The organism is Nocardioides aurantiacus, from assembly GCF_003752505.1.
GTDB classification, from domain to species: Bacteria; Actinomycetota; Actinomycetes; order Propionibacteriales; family Nocardioidaceae; genus Marmoricola; species Marmoricola aurantiacus.
In genome coordinates this window covers 2,000,660-2,022,664 of sequence record NZ_RKHO01000001.1, presented here as the reverse complement: position 1 = coordinate 2,022,664, position 22,005 = coordinate 2,000,660, and the positions used below count along the sequence as shown (strand labels likewise).

The following is a 22,005-nucleotide window of genomic DNA, read 5'->3' as shown; positions in this document are numbered from 1 at the left end:
TGAGGGTTTCGCGAAGCAAACTGTCGGGGTGGACCCCTCGCGCGAGTACCTATTCAAGATCGGCGAACTCGCTTACCAGGTGTCTCGTGTCGAGTGGCTGATCATTGACGACATTCGATTAGCGAGCACGTCCATCGACGCCGTCACCTTGCACGGGCTCCCGACCGGCGCCATCGCCCGCACGCTCCAGGGCGTGCTGCCGGAACTGTCGAGCCGTCCGAACGTCCAGCACTTCGTTGCCACCTCTGTCAGGGCGCTGCTCGACGTCGCGAGACGCAGAAACACGGTCCTCCATGCACGACCGGGCACAACGCGATCAGGTGACGTCAAGCTGGTGAAATTACGTGTGCAGGAACCTGGCGCCATCGAGACCGTGTGGATCGATGACGCCTTCCTGGACAAGCAACTCGCAGCCGTTCGCTATTGGGTGCGCCGGCTCGAGCGAGCGGTCGAACTCCCCCTGGACTGAGGCGCGGACCTGCTGAGCACGACGCTGGCAGGCCGGACCGGTTGGCCACTTGTTCATTCCGGTGCCCATCGGCGGAGACCAGCCGTCAGTCGCGACCAGCCAGGTAGGCCTTGAGCTGGGCCTCACCGACGGTCTCGAAGGCCAGCGCGAGCGGCACCAGCGCGATGTCCATGCAGAGGGCGTCTATCCGTGAGCGATGCCGCACAACTAGTTACCGGTTGCCTCTTGGCGCTGTCGGCATTCCCGGATCCGCGTCGCGGTACCGCCGGACGATCAGGATGACACCGACGACGACCGCGGCAAGCCAGATCATCAGTTCGACGGTACCCATGCCGAACCCCAGTGCGGCCAAGAGGATGACCATGAACGCCGAGAACGCCAATGACCTGAACAGCAGGTTCCAGGCGCCGGCTCGGTTCCGCATGCCGTGAAGGGTAAGCCGTCGCCCTAGCCGCAAACGGGACGTTCCCAACCGTGATCCCGGACTCCTCTCGGCAGCGGCTTGGTCCAGAGGATCTGGTGGTAATCGCGAAGCGTCGGACTGTAGGAGTCCGGGTCCCTGCCACCGGCGTCGGTCCTGACATCGAAGGCGGTGTCGATCGACATTCGGTCATGACCCCCAGATCGGGGACGTCAGGAAGAGGGCCTAGATGGACGGCATGTTGCCTCGCATGAGAATCGGCTTGCATGACGTCCCCGCGCGACCGTTCGCTACGCGAGCCATCCCGCCGCCAAAGCGACCGCGCGGCGGTTCGTGTGCCCTACTGTGCGAGAGATGTACGACCATCTCGCGGAGTCACTCCGACTGATCGAGGGCGGGGTGTCAGACGAGCCGGCACGCCTGAGCCGGCGTCGCCGTTATCAACCAATTGCGGTCGACGTGGACGGCGATATCGCGGTCACGGAGTTCCTGTGCCGTGTCCATGGTGGCGCACAATGGGATTCGCACGTACTCGCGCGAAAGGACGGGGTCTGGCGCATGCTCGGTGGTGGCAGCGGTTGTTGCTTCCCCTATGACGAACTGCTCTGGACCCCGCGCTGCGACCCGTCGCGCGAGCACGCTTACTCGACCGGCGGTGGCGGTAGCTCTTGGAATGGCGGGCGGGTGGGAAGCAGGTGGATCGGCTATGCCTCGGTGGCTGTGTGCGAGCACGTCGGCGCGATCGACGTGGGACGTGACAGACGTCCTGTCTCGATCCCGTGGCATCGAAGACCCGTCGTCGTGTGGCTGGGCCACCGAGCGCCCCGAGTCCGGCTCTTCGATCAAGCGGGCGCCGAGCTTGGATGGACGGCACTGGGTCAGTAACCACGGGTCAGCAGCCCGCGGGCGCGCCGCCAGTTCGGTTCGAGCACGCACGATGGGCGCTCGATTGAGTGTCCGGGGTATGCCAGGATCCGGCACGACGACAAGGGGCGTCTTACCGCCGCCTGTCGGTCTACTGTTGCTGGACGGCGCAAGCCTGAGTTAGACACCCTTCGGAGCCCGTAAGCCGGTCGGCGTCAGGAGGGCTCGTCCAGCCGCTCAATCTGGTCGGTCAGTAGCGAGACCTTCCAAACTGACCTTCCCCGTCGCGCGTCCGCCCCTCGCCCGCGTCCCGGGGCCGTTGGGACGACCAGGAACCACGTGCTCGGCCCTCTGACCCCGGTCCTGCGGTAAGCAGCGAGGTCTCTTGGCTTGATTTGGTCTGGGTCTCCCTCAACTACTCGAGCGTATGACGGGTTGCTGGCGAGTCCGCTTCGCAAGATGGACAGAGGGCGAAGAGGTATATCGGAGCCCCGGAATGGCTCAATCCCAGCAAGCTTCTCGTCAGAGACCCCGAGTGCTCGCAATGTCTTCGCCAACAGCAGCGTCTCGCTTGGTGCCTCAGTGCTGTCTACGTCTTCCTGGTCCCCCTGGTCGGCGTCATCCGGCGATTCTGCAATGGCGGCAAGATCGGCCTCAATCTCCGCGGATGAGTGCGCATGTGCCATCTCTGCAAGTTGATCCCGGAGACCAGCCAACTGCACCGACGTCACGATCGCCTGGTCTCGGCTGTCCTGGCGCTGCACCTGAAACACCAGCATCGCTACCGCTAGGGCGCCGCCAGTGAGCAGGAAACCCAGCACGGCGAGAACGGAAGCCGTTGTATCAAGCGGAGCTGAAACGGCGTCCGCGAGCGCCCAGACAAAGATGCCGATGACGAGAACAGCAACAGCAAGAGCGAGCTTCGTAATGGCAGTGTTTTCCACGCCGAGGTAAGTCCTCGCGCGCTCGTCTTGGTTGAGGAAGTTCTCAGTCACAGTGCCGAACTCTAGAGCCCATGTTGCGCCAATCGTCACACGCCGACGTAGTTGTCCGACCCCGATTCAGCTGCTCTGAGGGCCCACCTAACCCTGAGCGGGTCGAGCGCATACCGGGATGGGTTGAGCCCGTCTGCCACGGCGCACGCGCCTCGCCAGAGCGCGTCACATCGCCGCCTGCGGGACGCGGCTGCGCCGCGAGGTGGTGCAGCCCGAGCCATAAGCCATGCCAGTCCCGATAAGCATCGCGGACGGGCCTGGTGGAACCACCCGTGCGACGGCCGGCTCACGGCCCACGAAGTGTCCGTATGACGTTCTACTAATGGGACGATTTCGCGAGTAACCACCGCTGCAATAGCGCGGTCAGGTGCTCAGGTGCATCGAGCTGGATCAGGTGCCCGGCCCTGGGGACCACGTGAAATTCGGTGCTGGGGATGAGTTCAGCGAGCCGATGGGCGCGGTCCACGGGAATCCAGGCGTCTTCCGCTCCCCAAGCTATCAACACGGGAAGTTCTAGCGTCGCGTATAGCGTCTCTATCTCGTCTGTGTAGCGCTGGTCGGCCTGCGCGATCTGCCGGTAGAACGCGGGTTGCCCCTTTGCGCCGAGCCAGGGGGTGACGAGCGTGCTCAACTGTTCGACACTAAGAGGATTGTGGGCCGCGCCGCCGATGTAGGTGCGAACCAGTGCCTCGTGCAGGGGGGCCGGAACCTGGGCAAACACGTCTGCGTTGTCGGCAACGAGTCTGAAGAACTCCGAGCCCCATGGCGCCAAGGCAACGACGTCGACTAGGGCCAGGGAGCGATATTTGGCGCCGTGCAATAGGTGAGCGCGCAGCGACACCGCGCCGCCGTAGTCGTGCGCGATCACGTCCGGTTGGTCGAGTTCCCAGTACGCAAGCAAGGCAGCGAGCAGCCTTCCCTGCGTGGCCAGCGAGACATCCTGCCCGCTGGCCATCGTGGAGGTGCCGTAGCCGAGCATGTCCCACAGGTAGACGGTGAAGTCGGCGCTTAAGGCGTCAGCGATGGGTGCCCATAACGTCGAGGACCAAGGCGTGCCGTGGCAAAACACCAGCGCCGGGCCAGAACCCTGTCGCGACCACCGAACCTGCGAACCGTCTTGCCAGGTGAAAGTCTCCGTCAGCATCGCGCCATCTTTACAGCCAGCACCCGCGGCCGATCGCCGCGTCGGTGCTGGTTCCACGCGACGACCCTGGACTGTCAGGCTCCACGTAAGCCGTCATGCTCGCCAGGAGCCGAGATCGCTGAGCCCGGCGACGATGATATCGCCCAGCATCTTGGCCTGGGTGCCGTCCGGGTCGAGGTCGGGGTCGAACACGGTGATCTGGGCGCCGAGCGCCGCTGGGGCGAGCGCGGCCAGGAGGCCCACGAGGTCGTCTGGCGACAGCCCGCCGGGAGTCGGGCTGTCGACGGCTGCAAGGTAGAACGGATCGAGTACGTCGACATCGACGTGCAGCCAATAGCCGGCGAGGTCCGCGCGATCCACGACCGATTGTGCCCGTTTGGCCGCATTGCCGGCGTCGCGGAGCACGTCGTCCGCGGTGATGGTGTCGCCGAGGATGCGGCGCACCTCGCCAAGGTGTTCGTCGTCGCTTCGGCATCCGATGTGTACGACGTCAGCAGCGTCGACGTATGGCGCGAGCCCGTCAAGGCCCGACACGGCGGGCCAGTGCAAACCAACGAGTGCGGCGAGGTCCTCGCCCGCCAGGCTCGCGCAGGCGTCGTCGTTGCCCGGGTGACGGAAGTCGGTGTGGCCGTCGATGTGGACGACGCCGTGCCGGCCGCGTCGGCGCAGCGCGAGTCCGGTGCCGACTAGGAGGCTGCAGTCGCCGCCGAGGACGAGCGGTGCATGTCCGGTCTCCAGTATGCGGTCGAGCCGCCTCGCGAGCCGGCGGGCGTGGTCGAGGATTGCTTCCTGGTTCCGGATCCGCCGCGAGCCCGGGACGTGGTCGTCGACGTAGCGGCCTGCGAGTATGACACCGTCGTCGACTGCGCCGCGTGCTGCGAGTCGCATGTGGAGACCAGCCTCTCGCAGCGCTCCAGGCGCCTTCGACGTGCCCGGAACGCCGTGGGCCTCCGGCGGGCGGAGGCCCAGGTTGGTCGGGGCGGACAGCAGGCCGATCACCGTCATCGTGCACGTCGGTCGTCAGTGGTGAATCCGTCACGCGCTGATCGCTGATCCAGTGACTCGAGCTCCTGGAAGAAGGTCACCTGCCAGCCGGCCGGCCCCTGGACTCGCGCGTTGATCGTGCGGAAGGGCGTTTCGACAGGCTCCGCGATGCGCGTGGCTCCAGCGCCGTCGGTCGCCGCGAGCGTCGCTTCGGTGTTGTCCACCTCCAAGGCCAGGCGCAGCGTCGGGCCGCCTGCGTGTGGCGCGCCTTCGATGTTGTCGATGGTCCGGACGTGCTGCGGTGTGGCCACTTCGACGGTCGCCGTGCCTGCGTGAAGGATCGAAACGCGGTCCTCGCCGGTGGTGGCGAACGCGGGCTGCTCAGGCATGCCGAGGACGTCACGGTAGAACCGCACGGCCTCATCGAAGTCGTCGGTTTCGATGATCAGTCGGAGCTGGCGTGGGGGACTTGGGGTCGGGGCTGACGTCGTCATGCGAGCCAGTCTGTGGCCTCACATGCGTGTCAGGGGCAAGTCCGAGCCGTTCCTGCACCCCTGCGAGCACCTCGAGCTCCCGCTCCACTTCGCGCAGCTCCCGCTGGAGCCTGATGCGTGCCTCCTGCATGCGGGCACCCAGCCTCGCCAGGTCACCCGAGGCGGGGTCGAGCACACCTGGCAGGACCTCGCGGACGCCCGCGCTGCAGAACCCGGCCGCGAACAACTCCTGAATCTCGACGACCCTGTCGACGTCCGAGGCAACGTAGGTCCGGTGCCCGGCGCGGTTGCGGCGGGGGGAGAGAAGCCCGTGCTGCTCGTAGTAGCGCAGCGACCGGGCGCTGACGCCCGACCGTTCTGCCAGTTCGCCGATTCTCACGATGGCATCTAACGCCCACTGCTACCCAAGACTTCCCGTCGGCCGCACTATCGCAACCGTTCTGACCCGGTACCGGATCGGTCACCGGGTCGCTCCGCGAGCCCATCCCGTTCTGGGCAACAGCGCTCTCATTCGGCGAGACGGCTGCAACGAGGTTGGCGGGGGCCGTACGACCAATGTCACCGGTTCTGGGTAGTTGCGCCTAGAGGTGACGGGGACTTGATCCTCACACTGTGTGAGGTTCTACGGTTCTGAGTATGGATGCCGAGAAGCCCAGGACGCGGTCGTCGTCCTGGACGATCGGGCAGCTTGCGAAAGCGAGCGGGCTGTCGGTGCGGGTGCTGCGCCACTGGGAGGACAGGGGGTTGGTGAGCGCCGACCGCTCAGCAAACGGGCACCGACGGTACGGGTCGGACCAGGTAACAAGGCTGTACCGGGCGCTGGCGCTGCGGCGGACAGGGATCAGTCTGGGCCGGGTCGCTGCGTTGCTTGACGAGCAAGACCCCGATCCTGTCGAGACTTTTCGGGCCCACCTCCAGGACCTGGACCGCGACCTACGTCGACGCAGTCTGTTACGCGACCGGCTGGCAGCCCTCGTGGGCTCACTGGAGGATGCCGTACCCGGCGACACCACCGATGCCACCACTGACCGGCAGGCTCACGCGCTGATGAGAGTGATCGAATCCATGACCATGTTTGAGCAGTACGTCCACGGCTACCACAGCGTGGAGAACCAGCGACTGACCGATCAGGCCGGCTCACTGATTGACCTGCTCCACAACGACACCGGCTACCCGCCGGGAGTCTCTGTCCTCGAGGTCGGATGCGGCATCGGTGCTCAGACCGTCACCCTGGCTCAGAAGTCGCCCGGTGTAGCACTCACCTGCATCGACCTCTCGGCGTCGTCGCTCGACGAAGCGCGCCGACGCACCGCAGACGCGGGCATGCACGACATCACCTTCCTGCAAGCAGACGTCCTCGATCTGCCGGCCGGGGAGGGTCCTCTGTCGGCCGGGAGCTTCGACCACGTCTTCGTCTGCTTCCTGCTCGAGCACCTCGCCGACCCCTCAACGGCCCTGATGAACCTCCGGGCCATGCTCAAACCAGGCGGAACGATGACGGTCATCGAGGGCGACCACGGCTCGACGTACTTCCACCCCGACAGCCAAGCCGCACGCGAGGCCATCGCTTGTCAGGTCACTCTGCAGCACCTTGCCGGCGGTGACGCCCTCATCGGCCGCCGCCTCTATCCACTGCTGCACGCCGCCGGCTACCAGGACGTCGCGGTCTCCCCGCGCCAGGTGTACGTCGATGCCAGCCGGCCCGGACTCGTCGATGGATTCACCCGCAAGACCTTCACCGCCATGATCCAGGGCGTCCGTCAGGCCGCACTCTCCGCCGGGCTCATCGAGCCCCACCGCTTCGACGAAGGCATCGAGCACCTGCTCCGCACCACCAAGGACGATGGCGTCTTCTGCTACACCTTCTTCAAGGCCGTGGCGAGCAACTAAGAACTTTGACGACCGCACCGAAACACGATCGTCACGCGGTGAGCACCGCAAGGAGAGAGCTCGGCATAGGTTAAAGGAATGACGGTGGGCCGGCTGACGTAGTTGATCTTGGAGTGCCACGACGCCGAGCAACTGGCGCGCTTCTGGCAGGAGGTCCTCGGCCTGTCCGAGCCTGAGGGCAATTCCGACTGGCGGACTCCTCGATGAGAGCCCGTCGGCCCGCTTCTCCTTTCATCTTGTTGCTGACTGCCGGCCACCCTCGTGGCCGAGGGAGCACGGAAACCAACATGCACACTTCGACCTTCGCGTCGACGATCTACACGACGCCAGCCTCGCAGTGGAAAGGGCCGGTGCTCGTCCGCTGGCCGTTGTTGTAGGCCCTGGTTCTTAGCCTGGCGGGGCTACGCCGACCCCGCGGGACATCCCTTTCTGTCTCGTGTCTGTGCCCGAGTAGCTCGGCGCAATCCTGTCGTCGTCCCAACACGATCCTCACGCGAGGGTGACCATCCTCGGTGGTAGTTTCTGCGCACCAAGGGCGGCTCACGGCCAGGACGAAAGGCGCAGCGCATGGTGGAAGTCGGGTTGCTTCACCCATCGGACCGGAGCAGCTGGGAGGCACTGTTCCGCGCGTACATGGACTTCTATGGGCGCGATGAGCCGGACGAGGTGTATGAGCGGGCCTGGCGCGAATTCCAGGCTGGCGATCGGATGCACGCACGTGGGGCAACAGTCGACGGTCGGCTTGTTGGAATCACGCACTTCTTGACCCACCCGAGCACGTCCGCGCCGGACGTCTGCTATCTCCAGGATCTGTTCTCCGCGCCGGACGCGAGGGGTCAAGGCGTCGGCGCTGCGCTGATCTCCGCGGTGGCCGCTTGGGCATCTACGGCCGGGTGCAGCCGGGTCTACTGGCTTACCCACGAAAGCAATTCCACGGCTAGGCGGCTGTACGACAAGGTCGCCGTCAGCCCCGGGTTCATCAGGTACCAGATAGACCTTCCCCACGGCACCGGCAGCTAACCCCAGAAGGTAGGCGCCCGGTTGCAGCCCCGCTGGTGCCAGCGACCTGCGCGTCGTCCCGCGGAATGGGCTGGCGGAGCGACCCGGTGCGGGATCCCGCTGCGACACCCCGCGTGCCGATCCCTTCGGCGACGGTCCGTGAGGCAGGACATGCCGTTAGCGTTCGGTTCATGGCGCGCAGGCTGGAGCTGTGGCAGTCTTGCTGCCCGAGCGAGAGGAGGTGCGTCACCCGTGTCCATTCTGGTTTCCGCGCCTCCTGAGGCTGACTGACCGAGTGCAGCAGCAGGTGGCGCCTCCCTTTGAGAGGTGCCCTCATGAATGACTTCACCGAGCACGACCCCGCTGACCGAGTGATCCGCTGTGCCGTCGTGATACGCGTTCGAGAAGATGAATGCGAAGTACTTCGCGACGGACGGCTCATCACCGCCCGATTCGCGTCAATGTTTCCCGCACCGCGGACCGAGCGAGTGCAACCCGGCAATCTAGTGGCCATGACCGCCGCGTCCGACGGCACTGAGACCGTGCTGTGGCGTTGGTATGACGGCGTCGTTCTGGAAGACGGGCCGGAAGCCATCAGGCTCTGGGAGCCTGCTCACGGCGAGGTGCTAGCGCAGGCGCGCCCCGCCTACGTCCCTCGGGGGCCCGGTACCCGCGCGTACTTGTCCGCGGGACTTCTTGGCGCAGACTGGTGGGTCGCGGGCCCCGCCACCGCGAACGCACGAGACGCCGATGTCGAACTGGACGAGGTCGACAAACTGTTCACCGAGAACGGCCTGTGGGACGCCATCGAGTGAACCTGCTCATCGCGCCCTTGTGGTCACGCTCCACAAGCCGATCCCCGTCTGGTCACCCTCCGGGTGACGATCCCGTTCTGGTCACGCTCCGCGTGACGATCCCGTTCTGGTCACGCTCCGCGTGACGATCCCGTTCTGGTCACGCTCCGCGTGACGATCCCGTTCTGGTCACGCTCCGCGTGACGATCCCGTTCTGGTCACGCTCCGCGTGACGATCCCGTTCTGGTCACGCTCCGCGTGACGATCCCGTTCTGGTCACGTTCCGCGTATCCAGCCCGCTTACGGGGCGTGAGTCGTCCGGTTCAGGGCAGGAGATCCCAGTACTGCTTGCGGGCCGGCATGGCGTGGATGACCATCTCGTCGCCGCTCTCGAAGAGGAGGACGACGGTCTCGAGCAGGCGGGCTTGAGTGTCGAAGCCGAGTCGTAGTTCGCGGTGCGGCCAGTCCTCGTCATCAATCGGTTCGACCCAGAGCGGCCAGTCGGCTGCCTGAACTGCGTCCTCTGGGAGTACCCCGTGTCTGAGTGCGCTGTCGTGGATCCTCACGCCGCAGAGCCGGCCAGCGCCCTGCGGATCGCTTCGGATCTCGTGATGTGCTCTCGCTCGGCAATTGCGTCGACCGCAGCGAGCTCGTCCGCTGTGAGGCGTACTGCAACGACCTGCATCGGCTCGGAGCCACGCCCGGGCCGACCGCGTCCGCGGCGCTTCATCTCGTCGACGCCGTAGCCAGCTTCGGCCTCGTCCGCCCATTGCTGGATCTGCTCTTCGCTGACCATGGCCAAAATCGTATTACGAAAAACGGATCGGGGGAAGCGGCGGTAAGTGACGGTACTTGCGGATCGGGAAAGAAAGGCAGTCGCTGGTGGTATCGGGTTCAGCCTGATGCCCGAGCCGACCACATCCCGTGGCGTGGCCGGGCCAAACCTTTGGGAGGTGCGCCATGAGCGCACTACTTGTCGGGTACGCCCGATGCTCCACCGATGCACAAGACCTCACTGCCCAACGCGACGCTCTGCTCGGCCTCGGTGTTGAGGCCGAGCGCATCTATGTCGACCACGGCCTGACGGGCACCAACCGAGAACGGCCCGGGCTCCGCGAGGCACTCGCGGCCTGCCGTGCCGGTGACACCCTTGTGGTGACCAAGCTTGACCGCCTTGCCCGGTCGCTTCCAGACGCCCGAGCGATCGCGGACGAACTCACCTCTCGACAGATCAGCCTGAGCCTGGGCGGGTCGGTCTACGACCCCACCGATGCCGTCGGACGGCTGCTCTTCAACGTCCTGGCCATGGTTGCGGAGTTCGAGTCCGACCTGATCCGGCTCCGCACCGTCGAGGGCATGAAGGTCGCCAAGGCCAAAGGTCGGCTGAAGGGCAAGCAGCCCAAACTCAGCCGGAAGCAAGAGGCACACCTGGTTTCCCTGGTCCACAGCGGCGAATACAGCACCCTTGAGGTCGCCGAGCTATTCGGTGTCGGCCGCTCCACCGTCTATCGCGCCATCCAGCGCCAACGCCTGGCGGCGAAGGCAGAACTCGTCGACGCCTCCACAAGACGCTGACAGCATCTCGCTGGCGTCCCGCAACCGACACCCACGCGGGACGCTGGCGAGCGACGCACCCCAGAAGCCAACCACCGAGGACCTCGTCCGATAGCGGTTCCTCTTGCGGACATCCGTCACCGCCGCGGGATGGTGGACTCTTCGCTCCTCGGTCCTCTGCCTGTGGCCGCGTGGTAGCGGATGGCGAGTTGTTGGCAGGCGTGTGTGAGTTCGGGTGGGTCGAGGATGGTGAAGTCGGCGTCGAAGGTGGCGAGGAGGCCGGCGACGCCGGCCCAGGACCATGCCCCGAGGGTGAACCGGCAGGACGTGGCAGTGAGGTACTCGACGACGGCGCCGCTGGGTGCCCAGCGCGCCACGATGTCGGCGGGTAGGTCGATGAGCACAGTGCCCAGGCATGGCCAGGGGGCCAGTGTGTCTCCTCGGTCGTGGGAGGACATGACGTAGTCAGCGACGTTGCCAGCGGGTAGTTCGCGGCGCGTGAAGGGCGCCCCGGTGGGACTGCGGGGGTGTATCCGGTCGACGCGGTAGATGCCCCACCCGGCATCGCGTGTCTGGTAGGCGACCAGGTACCAGCGACCGGCCCACAGGACGAGGTGGTGTGGTTCGACCTCGAGTGGGGGTTCGAAGTCCCGGTCGGCGGGGTGTGGACGGTGTCCGGTCTGGGTGAGGTAGTCAAAACGCAGTCGGTGACTGGCGCGGACGGCGTTGCCGACGGCCTTGAGCGTGGCCGGTTCGACCGGTGGGGCGCCGAAGGCCCAGTAGTTGCGGATCGCGGTCAGGTATAGGGCGTCGACCTCTGCTTGTAGGTGGGCCGGCATCACTTGTTTGACGGTGGTCAGCGCGCGGGCGGCGGCGTCGGTGTGACCGGAGACGGTGGCGGGCGCGGTCTGCAGGGCGACCGCGAGTGCGATGGCCTGTTCGTCGTCGAACTGCAGGGGTGGGAGTTTGGTGCCGGGTGCGAGGCGGTAGCCGCCCTCGGGTCCCTTCATCGCGGCTACCGGGTAGCCGAGTGCTCGTAGCGTCTCAATGTCGCGGCGCAAGGTTCGGACGCTGACGTCGAGGCGTCTCGCGAGCTCGGATCCGGTCCAGCCGTCGCGGGCGACGAGGAGGGACAGGAGTTCGAGTGCCCGAGCTGATGTAGCGGCCATAGCGCCATTCTGATTCAGGTTGCGGTCATTCGGTGACCGCTACTGCTGTCACGGTCGGTCCATGACCACTTCTTCGAATCAAGAACCAACGACAACTCACGCTCCTCCCGGTGTGCCGGGCGCGGCTCTGACGGGGCGGGTAGCCGGCGTGGCGCTGCTCGTCGTGCTCTTCGCCTCCTTCATGGACCTATTGGACGCGACCATCGTCGTGGTGGCCGCGCCGGCGATTGCAACCGATCTGGGCGCGAGCCAGGCCCAGCTGCAGTGGATGCTGGCCGCCTACACGCTGGCGCTGGGCTCGGGTCTGATCACCGGCGGCCGGATCGGCGACGACTATGGCCGCCGCCGCGTGTTCCTCGCGTCGTTGGCGGTCTTCGCGTTGGCCTCGGCCGCGTGTGCGCTGGCCACCGGTCCGGGCGTGCTGATCGCGACTCGGGTGGTCCAGGGACTGGCGGGCGGGGTGATGGTGCCGCAGGTGTTCGGGATCATCAGGTCCTCCTTCCACCCCAAGGAGATGGCCAAGGCCTACGGCGCGTTCGGTGCCGTACAGGGGCTGGCGGCGGTCGCCGGTCCGCTGCTTGGCGGCCTGCTGGTCGATGCGGACGTGTTCGGGCTGGGGTGGCGCACCATCTTCTGGGTCAACGTGCCGGTGTGCGTGGTCGCGCTCCTGCTGGGGGCGCGGGCGCTGCCGGAGTCCGCTGAGGCCCGCCGCAGCGCCCTGGACGTGCTCGGCGCCGGCCTGGCCACGCTCGCGGTGGTGCTCGTGTTGTTGCCGCTGGTCCAGGGGCGCGACTGGGGCTGGCCCTGGTGGGGCTTTGCGATGATGGCCGGCGGCGTCGTGGTGTTCGCGCTGTTCATGGGCTACGAGCGCCGAGTACGCGACCGCGGTGCGCAACCGGTGCTGGACCCGGCTCTGCTGCGGGTGCGCAGCTTCACCGCGGGGTTGTTGGCCGCGATGGTCTTCTTCGGCGCGATCGGTGCGTTCTTCTTGACCCTGTCGCTGTACCTGCAGTCCGGCACCGGGCGTACCGCATGGGAAACCGGGCTGGTGATGCTGCCCTACGCCGTCGGCTCCATCATCACCTCCGGCGTCGGGGTGGCGCTGGCCGCCAAGGCCGGCCGCGCACTGTTGGTCACCGGCGCGCTGGTGCTGGCCGCGTCCCAGGCGCTGGTCTGGGTCCTGGTCAAGGACGGGACCGACCCGGGCTACTGGATGCTCGCCCTGGCCCTGTTCGTTGGCGGCCTCGGCCTCGGCCTGGCCGCACCCATCCTGGTCAACGTGGTGCTGGCCGGGGTGCCGGGCAGCGACGCGGGCGCTGCCGGCGGCGTGCTGTCCACGGTCAACCAGATCGGCGCCGCGGTCGGGATCGCCGCGCTCGGCACGATCTTCTTCACCAGCCTCGACGACCCGGCACCGGACGCCGACCGGCTGCAGGCATTCTCAGACGCCCTGGCCCGCGTGATGCCATGGGAGATCGGTCTCTACCTCCTGGCCGCGGCGCTGATGCTGCTCCTCCCGAGAACGGCGGCGCCCGCAGAGGCCCCGACGGCGGCTCAGCCAGTCGAGGAGGCGTCATCATGACGCTTCGATCAGCCGCTCAGGACCGTCTCATCCGGGTCCGCGGCGCCCGCACGAACAACCTCAAGGGAATCGACCTCGACATCCCGAAACGCTCGCTGGTGGTCTTCACCGGCGTGTCCGGGTCGGGCAAGTCCTCGCTGGCCTTCGACACCGTGGCCGCGGAGTCACAACGGCTCCTGGCCGCGACCTTCCCGGCATCGGTACAGAACCTCGTCCCGCAACCACCACGACCTGACGTCGTCCACCTCGAACACCTCACAGCGGCCATCGTGGTGAACCAGGCGCCGATGATCGGCAACAGCCGCTCGACCGTGGGCACCGCCACCGACGCCACCCCACGTCTACGTTCGCTGTTCGCCCACCACGGCACGCCCGCCGTCGCGGGCCCGCAGGCACTCTCGTTCAACGACCCGGCAGGGATGTGCCCCGAGTGCTCCGGCTCTGGCGAGCAGGCCGACCTCGACCTCGACCTGATCATCGACCGGTCCCGCTCCCTGAACCAGGGAGCCATCACCTTCCCCAACTTCGCCGTCGACTCGCTGTTCTGGAAGGTCTACGCGCGCTCAGGCCACTTCGCCAACGACCGGCCCGTCCAGGACTACACCGCCGCCGACCTCGCGATGCTGCTCACCGGCACCGGACCCAACGTCGAGACCGGGTCCTACCCGATGGCCTACGAGGGGGTGTTGACCAAGATCCGACGCCTCTACCTGAGCAGGAGTCTCGATGCCCTCCCAGCCCGGATACGTGACGCCCTGCAGCGATGCGCGCGGGTGCAGGACTGCGCGGCCTGCGGCGGCAGCCGCCTCAACAACGCCGCTCGCGGCTGCCACATCGCCGGCATGAGCATCGCCGACGTCACCGCCATGTCCGCCGTGGAGCTCGGCGCCTGGCTGACCCGGCTCGACCTCCCCCCGTCCACCCGGCCCGTGATGCAACAGCTGGTCTCGATCGGGGCCAACATGGAACGCCTGGGACTCGGCTACCTCCGTCTGGACCGACCCACCGCGACACTGTCCGGTGGCGAGGCCCAACGGATCCGGACCGTCACCCATCTGGACTCACCACTGTGCGAGCTCACCTACGTCTTCGACGAACCCACCGCCGGGCTGCACCCTCACGACACCGCCCGACTTATCGAGCTCCTCTGCCGTCTCCGCGACCGCGGGAACCATGTCCTGGTCGTCGAGCACCACCCCGACGTCATCGCCGCAGCCGACCACATCGTCGACCTCGGACCCGGTGCCGGACACCGCGGCGGCGAGATCGTGTTCGCCGGAACCCCGGCCCAGCTGATGCGTGCCGACACGGTGACCGCCCAGCACCTGAACCGGACCCGGTCCCTCAGGGAGAACGTCAGGACCCCAATCGGGCAGATCCGCGTCGAGCACACCACCCGCAACAACCTGCGCGGACTGAGCCTCGACATTCCCCTCGGCGTGCTGGTGGCCGTCACCGGGGTCGCCGGCGCCGGCAAGACCTCGCTGCTCGACTCACTGCCCCGCACCGAGGAGATCGCGCACCTCGACCAGACCCCGATCCGTGGCTCGCGCCGCTCTACCCCGGCGACCTACAGCGGCGTCATGGACCACATCCGCAAGCAGTTCGCCACCGCCAACCACGTCAGCCCCACGCTGTTCAGCCCCAACTCCACCGGTGGATGCCAGGACTGCACCGGCCTGGGAGTCACCTTCACCACCACCCCCACCGGGGAGACCCTCACCACCCGATGCCAGACCTGCGAGGGCCGCAGGTTCACAGCCGACGTGCTCACCCACACCCTGGACGGGCACACCATCGCCGATGTCCTCGACCTCAGCATCGACCAGGCCCGCGACCTCTTCACCGACGTCGCGGCGATCATCACCACGCTTGACCGGCTGCACCGGGTCGGCTTGGGCTACCTCACCCTCGGCCAACCCCTCTCCCAGCTCTCCGGAGGGGAACGGCAGCGACTCCGACTGGCCATCGAGATGGGCCGAACCGCCCCGATCTACGTCCTCGACGAACCCACCAACGGACTGCACCCCGCCGACATCGACACTCTGGTCGACCTGCTCGACGAACTCATCGATGACGGCACCACCGTCATCGTCGCCGAACACAACCGCGACCTCATCGCTCGAGCCGACTGGGTCATCGATCTAGGCCCCGACGCCGGCCAGAACGGCGGCGACATCGTCTTCCAAGGCACCCCTTGCGACCTGATGTCCGCCACCACCCACACCGGCCGTGCACTCAAGCACACCCACCAGACACCGACCACCCAAGACACCAACTAGGAGAAACTCATGACCGATCCCACTGGATCTCGCATCGACCACCTCAACATCGCCGTCCCCGACCTCAAGAACGCCCTCGCGTTCTACGAGCCGGTCCTCGCCTCCATCGGCATCACCAAGATGCTCCAGATCCCGGCCGACCACGAGCAGCAGCTCCCCGCGATGACAGGCTTCGGCTGGCCCGACCTCAAGCCCTACTTCTGGCTCGTCGACTCCGGCACCGTCGGCACCAACATGCACCTCGCGTTCTACGTCGACAACCGCGAAGCCGTGCACATCTTCTATGACAGCGCCCTCACCGCCGGCGCCACCTCGCTCCACGCACCCGCCGTCCACCCCGAATACCACCCCGACTACTACGGGGGTTTCGTCCGCGACCCTCACGGCATCAACCTCGAAGCCGTCTGTCACCACCCCGGCTGACCCGTCGCAAGACAGCACAGAATCGGGTCACGACAAGGGATTGGCAGAATCCTGACGAGCCACCCACCGCTGAGCGCGGTAGATTTCTTGGATGCAGTTGCGTTCAGCTCGTGTGCTGTGGGACATGGTGACCGGTCCGATGCCGAAGGGGCTTCTCGGTGTCGGCGCCGGGGACCTCCATCGAACTCACGACGGGTGGACATTCTTCCTCGGCGGCTACTCGACCTCCTTCCGTAACCGTCTCTACCAAGCCGTCACGAACGACCCGGACCCCGCCACAGCTCGATCGGGTATCGAGACCGCTTCGAGGCGTAGTGCCTTTTCCTATCCGGCGCTATGTGTCGGCCGACTTCATGCTGAGCCCGTCTGCCTCTTCATCGGCGAGCGTTCCGACGAGCTCGGCGACTTTCACGACGATGTCCCCCATAGACTCCTCCGCCGTGTTGAATCCACCACGTGACGCGAGCGTGGGGCTCACCTGGTCAAGCTCCTCGAACGTCACCCCGTGCATGACCGGCACCAGCAGGTTGCGGCGCAACAGAGCGCTGAGCTCAGCGTTCGCGACGCTTCGGTCGGTGCGTAGTTTGTCGAGCATCGCGGGCGTCACCAGGACGATCCCCATGCGCGAACTCACGAGCCCCCGTTCGATAGCCACTCGCATGTCCGTGCCGGGCCGAAGGCTCACCTCGCTGAACCACACCGAGACGCCCTCCCCGACGAGCAAGTCGTAGGCATCCTTCGCGTCATCCTGGCGGTCGGGCCAGGCGTGGCAGAGGAACACGTCGTGCTCCTGAGTTCGGACCACGGCCGCCGCGCGGACGGGCTCGAGGTCGCGCACCTGCTGCGGCGTGTACGAGACAGTCGACGTGCTCGGCTGCCAGGCCGGCCGGGCGGTGCGACGTCCCCCGCCCCCGCTGCTGCTCGACAGGCTCCCGCTCCTACGCACAGGCGCGGTCGGTGCTGGGTAGGACGGGTACGACCGCGGTGGCGCGTAGCCGTACCCTCCGCCGCGTCCGTGAACTGGGCAGTCGGCGCCGCCGCCCCTGATGTGGCCCAGTACGGGCGCAGTGCACTGAGACATGGGGCCAATGCTAGTGGCGACCTCCGACACGGCAGCGAGGGTCGTTCCGATCGGGGTTCGACTAAGGGGACGGGCTTCCTGTCAGTTGCACGTACAGAAGACGCGGAGTTGAGAAGACGCGGAGTTGATCCTCACACGGTGTGAGGTTCTACGGTTCTGAGCATGGACGCCCAGAAGGACAAGACGCGGCCGGCGTCCTGGACGGTCGGGCAGCTTGCGCAGTCAAGCGGGTTGTCGGTGCGGATGCTGCGCCACTGGGAGGACAAGGGGTTGGTGAGCGCCGACCGCTCAGCGAGTGGGCACCGACGGTATGGGCCGGACCAGGTGACGCGGCTGTACCGGGCGCTGGCGCTGCGGCGGACGGGGATCAGCCTGACCCGGGTCGCTGCTCTGCTTGACGAGCAAGACCCCGATCCCGTCGAGACCTTGCGGAACCACCTCCACGACCTGGACCACGACCTACGTAGACGCACTCTGCTACGCGACCGGCTCGCGGCCGTTCTGGGCTCCCTGGAGGACGCCGCACCAGGAGACACCACCAACGACACCAGTGACCGGCAGGCTCACGCGCTGATGAGAGTGATCGAATCCATGACGATGTTCGAGCAGTATGTCCACGGCTATCACAGCCTCGAGAACCAGCGGCTGACCGATCAGGCCGGCTCACTGATCGACCTGCTCCACAGCGACACCGGTTACCCGCCGGGAGTCTCGGTCCTCGAGGTCGGATGCGGCGTGGGCGCCCAGACCGTCACTCTGGCCGAGAAGTCCCCCGGCGCAGCGATTACCTGCCTCGACATCTCCACGACGTCACTCGACGAAGCCCGCAGAAGAACGACAGCCGCCGGCCTGGACGACATCACCTTCCTGCAAGCAGATGTCCTCGACCTGCCGGCTGGGGAGGGGCCGCTGTCGGCCGGGAGCTTTGACCACGTCTTCGTCTGTTTCCTGCTCGAGCACCTCGCAGACCCCCCAGCCGCCCTGATGAACCTCCGGTCCATGCTCAAATCAGGCGGAACAATCACCGTGATCGAGGGCGACCACGGCTCGACTTACTTCCACCCCGACAGCCAAGCCGCACGCGATGCCATCGCCTGTCAGGTGACTCTGCAACGCCTCGCCGGCGGTGACGCCCTCATCGGCCGCCGCCTCTACCCGCTGCTGGACGCCGCCGGCTACCAGAACGTCGCGGTGTCGCCGCGCCAGGTGTACGTCGATGCCAGCCGGCCCGGACTCGTCGATGGATTCACCCGCAAGACCTTCACCGCCATGATCCAGGGCGTGCGCCAGGCGGCACTCTCGGCCGGGCTCATCGAGCCCCACCGCTTCGACGAAGGCATTGAGCACCTGCTCCGCACCACCGAGGCCGATGGTGTCTTCTGCTACACCTTCTTCAAGGCCGTGGCGACCAGCTAAGGACGAAGAGGACTCACCGAAACACGATCGGTCCGCGACGCCGCCACGGATCCGAACAATGTCGATCAGGGATGGACAAACGGGATGGGCTGTTGGTGACCTGGGCGAGTTCGGCGTCGCTCGATGCCGCACCCGCCCAGTGCAACGCGCTAGCTAAGCGCGTGCGGCGACGGCCTCGACCTCGAACAGGATGTCCGGCATGGCCAGCCCGGCCACTCCGATGACGGTCTGCGTGGGTGGGGTGTCCCCGCAGCCACTGCCTACGGCCTGGCCAATCGCACCGAGCTTGTCGAAGTCAAGATTCACGACGTACGTCCTGAGCTGTACGACATCGCTGAGGTCGAGCCCGTGGGCCGCCAGGGCAACGCCGAGGTTGCCGAACGCCTTCCGCACCTGCTCGCCAAAGTCGGCCGAGACGACCGTGCCGTTCAAGTCCGATCCATATTGACCCGCGACGAGGATGAGTTCCGTGCCGGAAGGGATGGCCACAGTGTGGCTGTAACCGAACGGGGCTGGATCGTGCAATCCATCGGGATTGACGATGGTGTGGGACATGTGGGTGACCTCTCGTATAATGGGCGCGTTTCGTGCCCGGTTCGCTGGAGCCTGGACGGCCCAGCGGGCTGTTGAGGCTCATCGTGGGGCAGGAACCCTGACAGAGCGTGTCAGCGTTCATGGCTAGTCTTCTCAACGTGCGTGCGAGTCGGTTGGTCGAGCTGCTGGTTCGACTGCAGATCAGGGGCGGCGCCTCAGCGACCGAGCTGGCAGAGGCGCTCGAAGTCTCGGTGCGCACCATCTACCGCGACGTGGAGGCGCTGAGCGGCGCGGGCGTTCCGGTCTACACCGAGGTCGGGCGAAACGGCGGGATCCGGATCGATCCTTCCTATCGGATCGCTGGGCTGCCGCGACTCGACACCGCCGAGGCGCGCGGTGTGCTCTTCGCCGCTGTGCCGGCGATCGCCGCCCAACTCGGGTTCGACACAGCCGTCGCCGACCGCACCCTCTTGCCGGCGATGGAGAGGAGATCAGAGACCGCAGCGCGTGTCGTGCGTGACCGGTTGCTGGTGGAGCCGACCCACTGGATCGCCCCACCGGACGACCCCTCGGCGCTGGCTGACATCGCCCAGGCGGTCTGGGAGTCCCGCGAGGTCAGACTCACCTACCGCGGGAAGGATCTCGAGGTCCAGCCGCTCGGACTGATCCTGAAGGGCTACACCTGGTACCTCCTCGGACGGACGCGACACAGTGACGAACGCCCCTTCCGACTCTTCCGCCTTTCACGCATCGACAACGTCGAGGCGCTCGTCCACCGCTTCGACCGGCCGGTCGAATTCAACCTTGCCGCGACCTGGACTCAGCTCCGCGAGACGTTCCTCGAGTCGATCCCGGATTACTTCGTGACTGTGCGTATCGCTCCAGCGGCCGAGCCGTTGCTCCAGCTGCTCGACAAGGTGACCCGACCCGAGCTGCCACTGCCTGCGGACGTCGTACGCGACGAGCACGGATGGGCTCGACTGAGCCTGCGATTCGACCGCCTCGACAACGCCGCCCGCCATCTCCTACGACTCGGTGCAGAAGTCGAGGTCCTGGACCCGCCCGAGCTCCGCCAAGCCGTGGCCGACACCATGGTCCGGCTCGCCACCCTCTACGGTGCGAGCCCGTGATTGCAACTGCAGGTCGACTCGACACGCCCCCTGCTCTCGTACATGGATCGGTCACCGGGTCGCTCCGCGAGCCCATCGTCACGTGGAGCGTGACCACAAGCCGATGAGCTCGCGGAGCGCCCCGGTGCGGGATCCCGTACTGGCACGCTCCGCGAGCCAGTACGGGATCCCGCCACGGCGACATAGGCACGGTGGTCGGGTCCGTCCACTGTTGTCCCACAGGGGGATTGGCTCGCGACACTGCTGCCAATTCCCTGCCTGTGCCGTTCTGTGAGCCGCTGAACAGGGCCTCGGGCTCGGAGCCAGCAACGCCGGATCGTCGTTCGACGCGAGGCCGCGCCGCCTGCATCCTTGCCGGCGTCCTTGAGCCTCTGGAAGATGGCGACATGCGCGTGGCGGTGGCCGGTGGAACCGGACAGGTGGGCTCCCGGGTGGTCTCCCGGTTGCAGGCACGGGGCGACGAGGCGGTGGTCCTCAGCCGGTCCAGCGGTGTCGACCTCGTGACCGGGGAGGGTCTTGTCGGGGTCTTGGACGGTGTGCAGGCGGTGCTCGACTGCACCTCGACCACTTCGCAAGTGAGGCGGGTCTGCGTCGAGTTCTTCGCCGCCGTTGCCCGCACCCTGCAGCTGGCCGCGGCTGAAGCCGGCGTACACCGCCTGGTCACTCTCTCGATCGTTGGCATCGACGCGATGCCGGGGGTGGGTCACTACGCGGGCAAGCTGGCACAGAAGCGCGAGACCCGCGCTGGTGCCGTGCCTGCCACGATCCTGCGCGCGACGCAGTTCCACACCTTCCCGGCCCAACTCGCCGGGACGCTCGGGCTCGGACCTGTGCGGCTGTGTTTACGGCAACCGGTGCAGCCGGTCGATGTAGAGACGGTGGTCGAGCACTTGCTCCGGCTGATCGATGGCCAGGACGAGGGGCGGACGGTGGACCTGGGTGGGCCACAGCGGTTGGCGATGACGACGGCCTGCCGGCGCACCTTTCGGGCACGCGGCGCGCACCGCCTCGTGCTACCGCTCGTGCTGCCGGGCAGGTCGGGGCGCGCGGCCCGGCGGGGGGCCGCACTCGCTGGCCCCGACGCCATCCTGGCCGGCCGCAGCTTCGAGGAGTGGATCGAGGCCGGCGCCCCCGCCTGATCACCCGTGGGTGTGTCGACGCCGGGTTCCACAACGGGATCGGTGACTTCACCTGGGTCAGATGTGCCAGGTGCCGAGGGCGTCGATGGCGGCTTGGATGAGGTGCTCGTCGATGGGGGCGTGCTCGATGGTGGCGCGGTAGTACAGAGGCCCGATGGCCAAGGCCGCGGCGTGGTCGCCCGTAGACGACAATGTCACCTCGCCGCGCTCCTGTGCTACGTGCAAGGCGCTGCTCAGGCGCTGGGCGAGCAGGTGGGCGAAGCCGGATCGGCGGGCGTCCATGCCCATGTCCCACAAGGCGGCGTTGGCCAGGGTGGTGGTCACCGCGCGCACGTCAGGCAGGCCCAGCTGGCGGGCCAGGGACGTCAGCTCAGCACGCACCCACTCCACGGTGGGCGTACCACGGTCCGGGGGAGTGTCGAAGAACGGCATCGGGACGGCGGCCATGGCCTCGGCCAGCAGCTGATCGCTGCGGGGCCAGTGCCGGTAGACGGTCGCCCGCCCCACCCCGGAGGCCTCGGCGACACGCACGTGGGTGACCGCCGCGGGGCCGTGTTCGAGGAGCAGGCGTCGGGTGGCGGCCGTGATCGCCTTACGGCTGCGCGTGGTTCGGGGGTCAGTGTCAGGGGGCACCACCCCAG

Annotated in this window: 25 protein-coding genes; 12 read left to right on the top strand and 13 right to left on the bottom strand. The window is 66.9% G+C overall.

Going from position 1 to position 22,005, the window contains the following annotated elements:
- Positions 1-28 precede the first annotated feature (28 nt).
- Positions 29-469: a hypothetical protein gene (locus EDD33_RS09745; protein WP_123390474.1), complete on the top strand. Its 441-nt coding sequence runs from the start codon at positions 29-31 to the stop codon at positions 467-469.
- Positions 470-680: 211 nt separating this feature from the next.
- On the opposite strand, the gene EDD33_RS09740 is transcribed toward EDD33_RS09745, so the two are convergent.
- The 7 genes from EDD33_RS09740 to EDD33_RS09715 form a co-directional block, all read right to left on the bottom strand.
- A complete protein-coding gene (locus EDD33_RS09740) occupies positions 681-893 on the bottom strand; it encodes a hypothetical protein (RefSeq protein ID WP_123390472.1) in 213 nt (70 codons plus the stop codon).
- A 23-nt stretch (positions 894-916) separates the two neighbouring features.
- Positions 917-1,075 (bottom strand): DUF6994 family protein, encoded by a 159-nt coding sequence (locus EDD33_RS20890; protein WP_425463848.1) that lies wholly within the window; start codon positions 1,073-1,075, stop codon positions 917-919.
- An 894-nt stretch (positions 1,076-1,969) separates the two neighbouring features.
- Entirely contained in the window at positions 1,970-2,749 is a 780-nt protein-coding gene (locus EDD33_RS09735; protein WP_148077033.1) for a hypothetical protein, read from the bottom strand.
- Positions 2,750-3,068: 319 nt separating this feature from the next.
- Positions 3,069-3,893, bottom strand: coding sequence for an alpha/beta fold hydrolase (locus tag EDD33_RS09730; RefSeq protein WP_123390469.1), 825 nt, complete (start codon positions 3,891-3,893; stop codon positions 3,069-3,071).
- A 93-nt stretch (positions 3,894-3,986) separates the two neighbouring features.
- Positions 3,987-4,892 carry an arginase family protein gene (locus EDD33_RS09725; protein ID WP_211332498.1) on the bottom strand — a complete coding sequence of 302 codons (906 nt, stop codon included), beginning with the start codon at positions 4,890-4,892 and terminating at the stop codon, positions 3,987-3,989.
- Positions 4,893-4,894: 2 nt separating this feature from the next.
- Positions 4,895-5,371, bottom strand: coding sequence for a VOC family protein (locus tag EDD33_RS09720; RefSeq protein WP_170169770.1), 477 nt, complete (start codon positions 5,369-5,371; stop codon positions 4,895-4,897).
- Complete coding sequence (locus EDD33_RS09715) at positions 5,298-5,750, bottom strand: MerR family transcriptional regulator (protein WP_123390466.1); 453 nt, start codon at positions 5,748-5,750, stop codon at positions 5,298-5,300. The genes EDD33_RS09720 and EDD33_RS09715 overlap by 74 nt, the downstream gene beginning before the upstream one ends.
- Before the next feature lie 257 nt (positions 5,751-6,007).
- On the opposite strand from EDD33_RS09715, the gene EDD33_RS09710 reads away from it, so the two are divergent.
- From EDD33_RS09710 to EDD33_RS19760, 4 genes are all read left to right on the top strand, one after another.
- Positions 6,008-7,261, top strand: coding sequence for a methyltransferase (locus tag EDD33_RS09710; RefSeq protein WP_123390464.1), 1,254 nt, complete (start codon positions 6,008-6,010; stop codon positions 7,259-7,261).
- A 172-nt stretch (positions 7,262-7,433) separates the two neighbouring features.
- The gene (locus EDD33_RS20885; RefSeq protein ID WP_211332675.1) at positions 7,434-7,652 is read left to right on the top strand and encodes a VOC family protein; all 219 of its coding nucleotides are present in this window, start codon (positions 7,434-7,436) and stop codon (positions 7,650-7,652) included.
- A gap of 176 nt (positions 7,653-7,828) precedes the next feature.
- On the top strand, positions 7,829-8,281 hold the full coding sequence (locus EDD33_RS09700; protein WP_123390462.1) for a GNAT family N-acetyltransferase: 453 nt from the start codon (positions 7,829-7,831) through the stop codon (positions 8,279-8,281).
- Positions 8,282-8,595: 314 nt separating this feature from the next.
- Positions 8,596-9,075, top strand: a complete 480-nt coding sequence (locus EDD33_RS19760; RefSeq protein ID WP_148077032.1) for a hypothetical protein — start codon at positions 8,596-8,598, stop codon at positions 9,073-9,075.
- A 302-nt stretch (positions 9,076-9,377) separates the two neighbouring features.
- Here EDD33_RS19760 and EDD33_RS09690 read toward each other — a convergent pair whose 3' ends face one another.
- Both EDD33_RS09690 and EDD33_RS09685 read right to left on the bottom strand, forming a co-directional pair.
- Positions 9,378-9,620 carry a hypothetical protein gene (locus EDD33_RS09690; protein ID WP_010834966.1) on the bottom strand — a complete coding sequence of 81 codons (243 nt, stop codon included), beginning with the start codon at positions 9,618-9,620 and terminating at the stop codon, positions 9,378-9,380.
- Positions 9,617-9,850: a ribbon-helix-helix protein, CopG family gene (locus tag EDD33_RS09685; protein WP_010834965.1), complete on the bottom strand. Its 234-nt coding sequence runs from the start codon at positions 9,848-9,850 to the stop codon at positions 9,617-9,619. The genes EDD33_RS09690 and EDD33_RS09685 overlap by 4 nt, the downstream gene beginning before the upstream one ends.
- A 164-nt stretch (positions 9,851-10,014) precedes the next feature.
- Between EDD33_RS09685 and EDD33_RS09680 the strand changes: the two genes are divergently transcribed.
- Positions 10,015-10,629 (top strand): recombinase family protein, encoded by a 615-nt coding sequence (locus tag EDD33_RS09680; RefSeq protein WP_010834964.1) that lies wholly within the window; start codon positions 10,015-10,017, stop codon positions 10,627-10,629.
- Positions 10,630-10,745: 116 nt separating this feature from the next.
- On the opposite strand, the gene EDD33_RS09675 is transcribed toward EDD33_RS09680, so the two are convergent.
- A complete protein-coding gene (locus EDD33_RS09675; RefSeq protein ID WP_123390458.1) occupies positions 10,746-11,777 on the bottom strand; it encodes a helix-turn-helix transcriptional regulator in 1,032 nt (343 codons plus the stop codon).
- A 148-nt stretch (positions 11,778-11,925) separates the two neighbouring features.
- Between EDD33_RS09675 and EDD33_RS09670 the strand changes: the two genes are divergently transcribed.
- From EDD33_RS09670 to EDD33_RS09660, 3 genes are read left to right on the top strand one after another with little or no spacing between them, the layout of a single operon-like run.
- Positions 11,926-13,359, top strand: a complete 1,434-nt coding sequence (locus EDD33_RS09670; RefSeq protein ID WP_211332497.1) for an MFS transporter — start codon at positions 11,926-11,928, stop codon at positions 13,357-13,359.
- Complete coding sequence (locus tag EDD33_RS09665) at positions 13,356-15,641, top strand: ATP-binding cassette domain-containing protein (RefSeq protein ID WP_123390455.1); 2,286 nt, start codon at positions 13,356-13,358, stop codon at positions 15,639-15,641. The genes EDD33_RS09670 and EDD33_RS09665 overlap by 4 nt, the downstream gene beginning before the upstream one ends.
- A gap of 9 nt (positions 15,642-15,650) precedes the next feature.
- Positions 15,651-16,064, top strand: a complete 414-nt coding sequence (locus tag EDD33_RS09660; protein ID WP_123390453.1) for a VOC family protein — start codon at positions 15,651-15,653, stop codon at positions 16,062-16,064.
- Positions 16,065-16,398: 334 nt separating this feature from the next.
- Here EDD33_RS09660 and EDD33_RS09655 read toward each other — a convergent pair whose 3' ends face one another.
- Positions 16,399-16,902: a toll/interleukin-1 receptor domain-containing protein gene (locus EDD33_RS09655; protein WP_211332496.1), complete on the bottom strand. Its 504-nt coding sequence runs from the start codon at positions 16,900-16,902 to the stop codon at positions 16,399-16,401.
- 405 nt (positions 16,903-17,307) lie between these two features.
- Here EDD33_RS09655 and EDD33_RS09650 point away from each other — a divergent pair, with 405 nt between their 5' ends.
- Positions 17,308-18,561 carry a methyltransferase gene (locus EDD33_RS09650; protein WP_123390451.1) on the top strand — a complete coding sequence of 418 codons (1,254 nt, stop codon included), beginning with the start codon at positions 17,308-17,310 and terminating at the stop codon, positions 18,559-18,561.
- 153 nt (positions 18,562-18,714) lie between these two features.
- Here the strand turns inward: EDD33_RS09650 and EDD33_RS09645 are convergent, their stop codons facing one another.
- Positions 18,715-19,116 carry a RidA family protein gene (locus tag EDD33_RS09645; RefSeq protein ID WP_123390449.1) on the bottom strand — a complete coding sequence of 134 codons (402 nt, stop codon included), beginning with the start codon at positions 19,114-19,116 and terminating at the stop codon, positions 18,715-18,717.
- 152 nt (positions 19,117-19,268) lie between these two features.
- Here EDD33_RS09645 and EDD33_RS09640 point away from each other — a divergent pair, with 152 nt between their 5' ends.
- Positions 19,269-20,225 (top strand): helix-turn-helix transcriptional regulator, encoded by a 957-nt coding sequence (locus tag EDD33_RS09640; RefSeq protein WP_170169769.1) that lies wholly within the window; start codon positions 19,269-19,271, stop codon positions 20,223-20,225.
- A 386-nt stretch (positions 20,226-20,611) separates the two neighbouring features.
- Complete coding sequence (locus EDD33_RS09635; protein WP_123390446.1) at positions 20,612-21,364, top strand: SDR family oxidoreductase; 753 nt, start codon at positions 20,612-20,614, stop codon at positions 21,362-21,364.
- Positions 21,365-21,421: 57 nt separating this feature from the next.
- Here the strand turns inward: EDD33_RS09635 and EDD33_RS09630 are convergent, their stop codons facing one another.
- Positions 21,422-21,997, bottom strand: coding sequence for a TetR/AcrR family transcriptional regulator (locus EDD33_RS09630; protein ID WP_148077030.1), 576 nt, complete (start codon positions 21,995-21,997; stop codon positions 21,422-21,424).
- Positions 21,998-22,005: the final 8 nt, after the last annotated feature.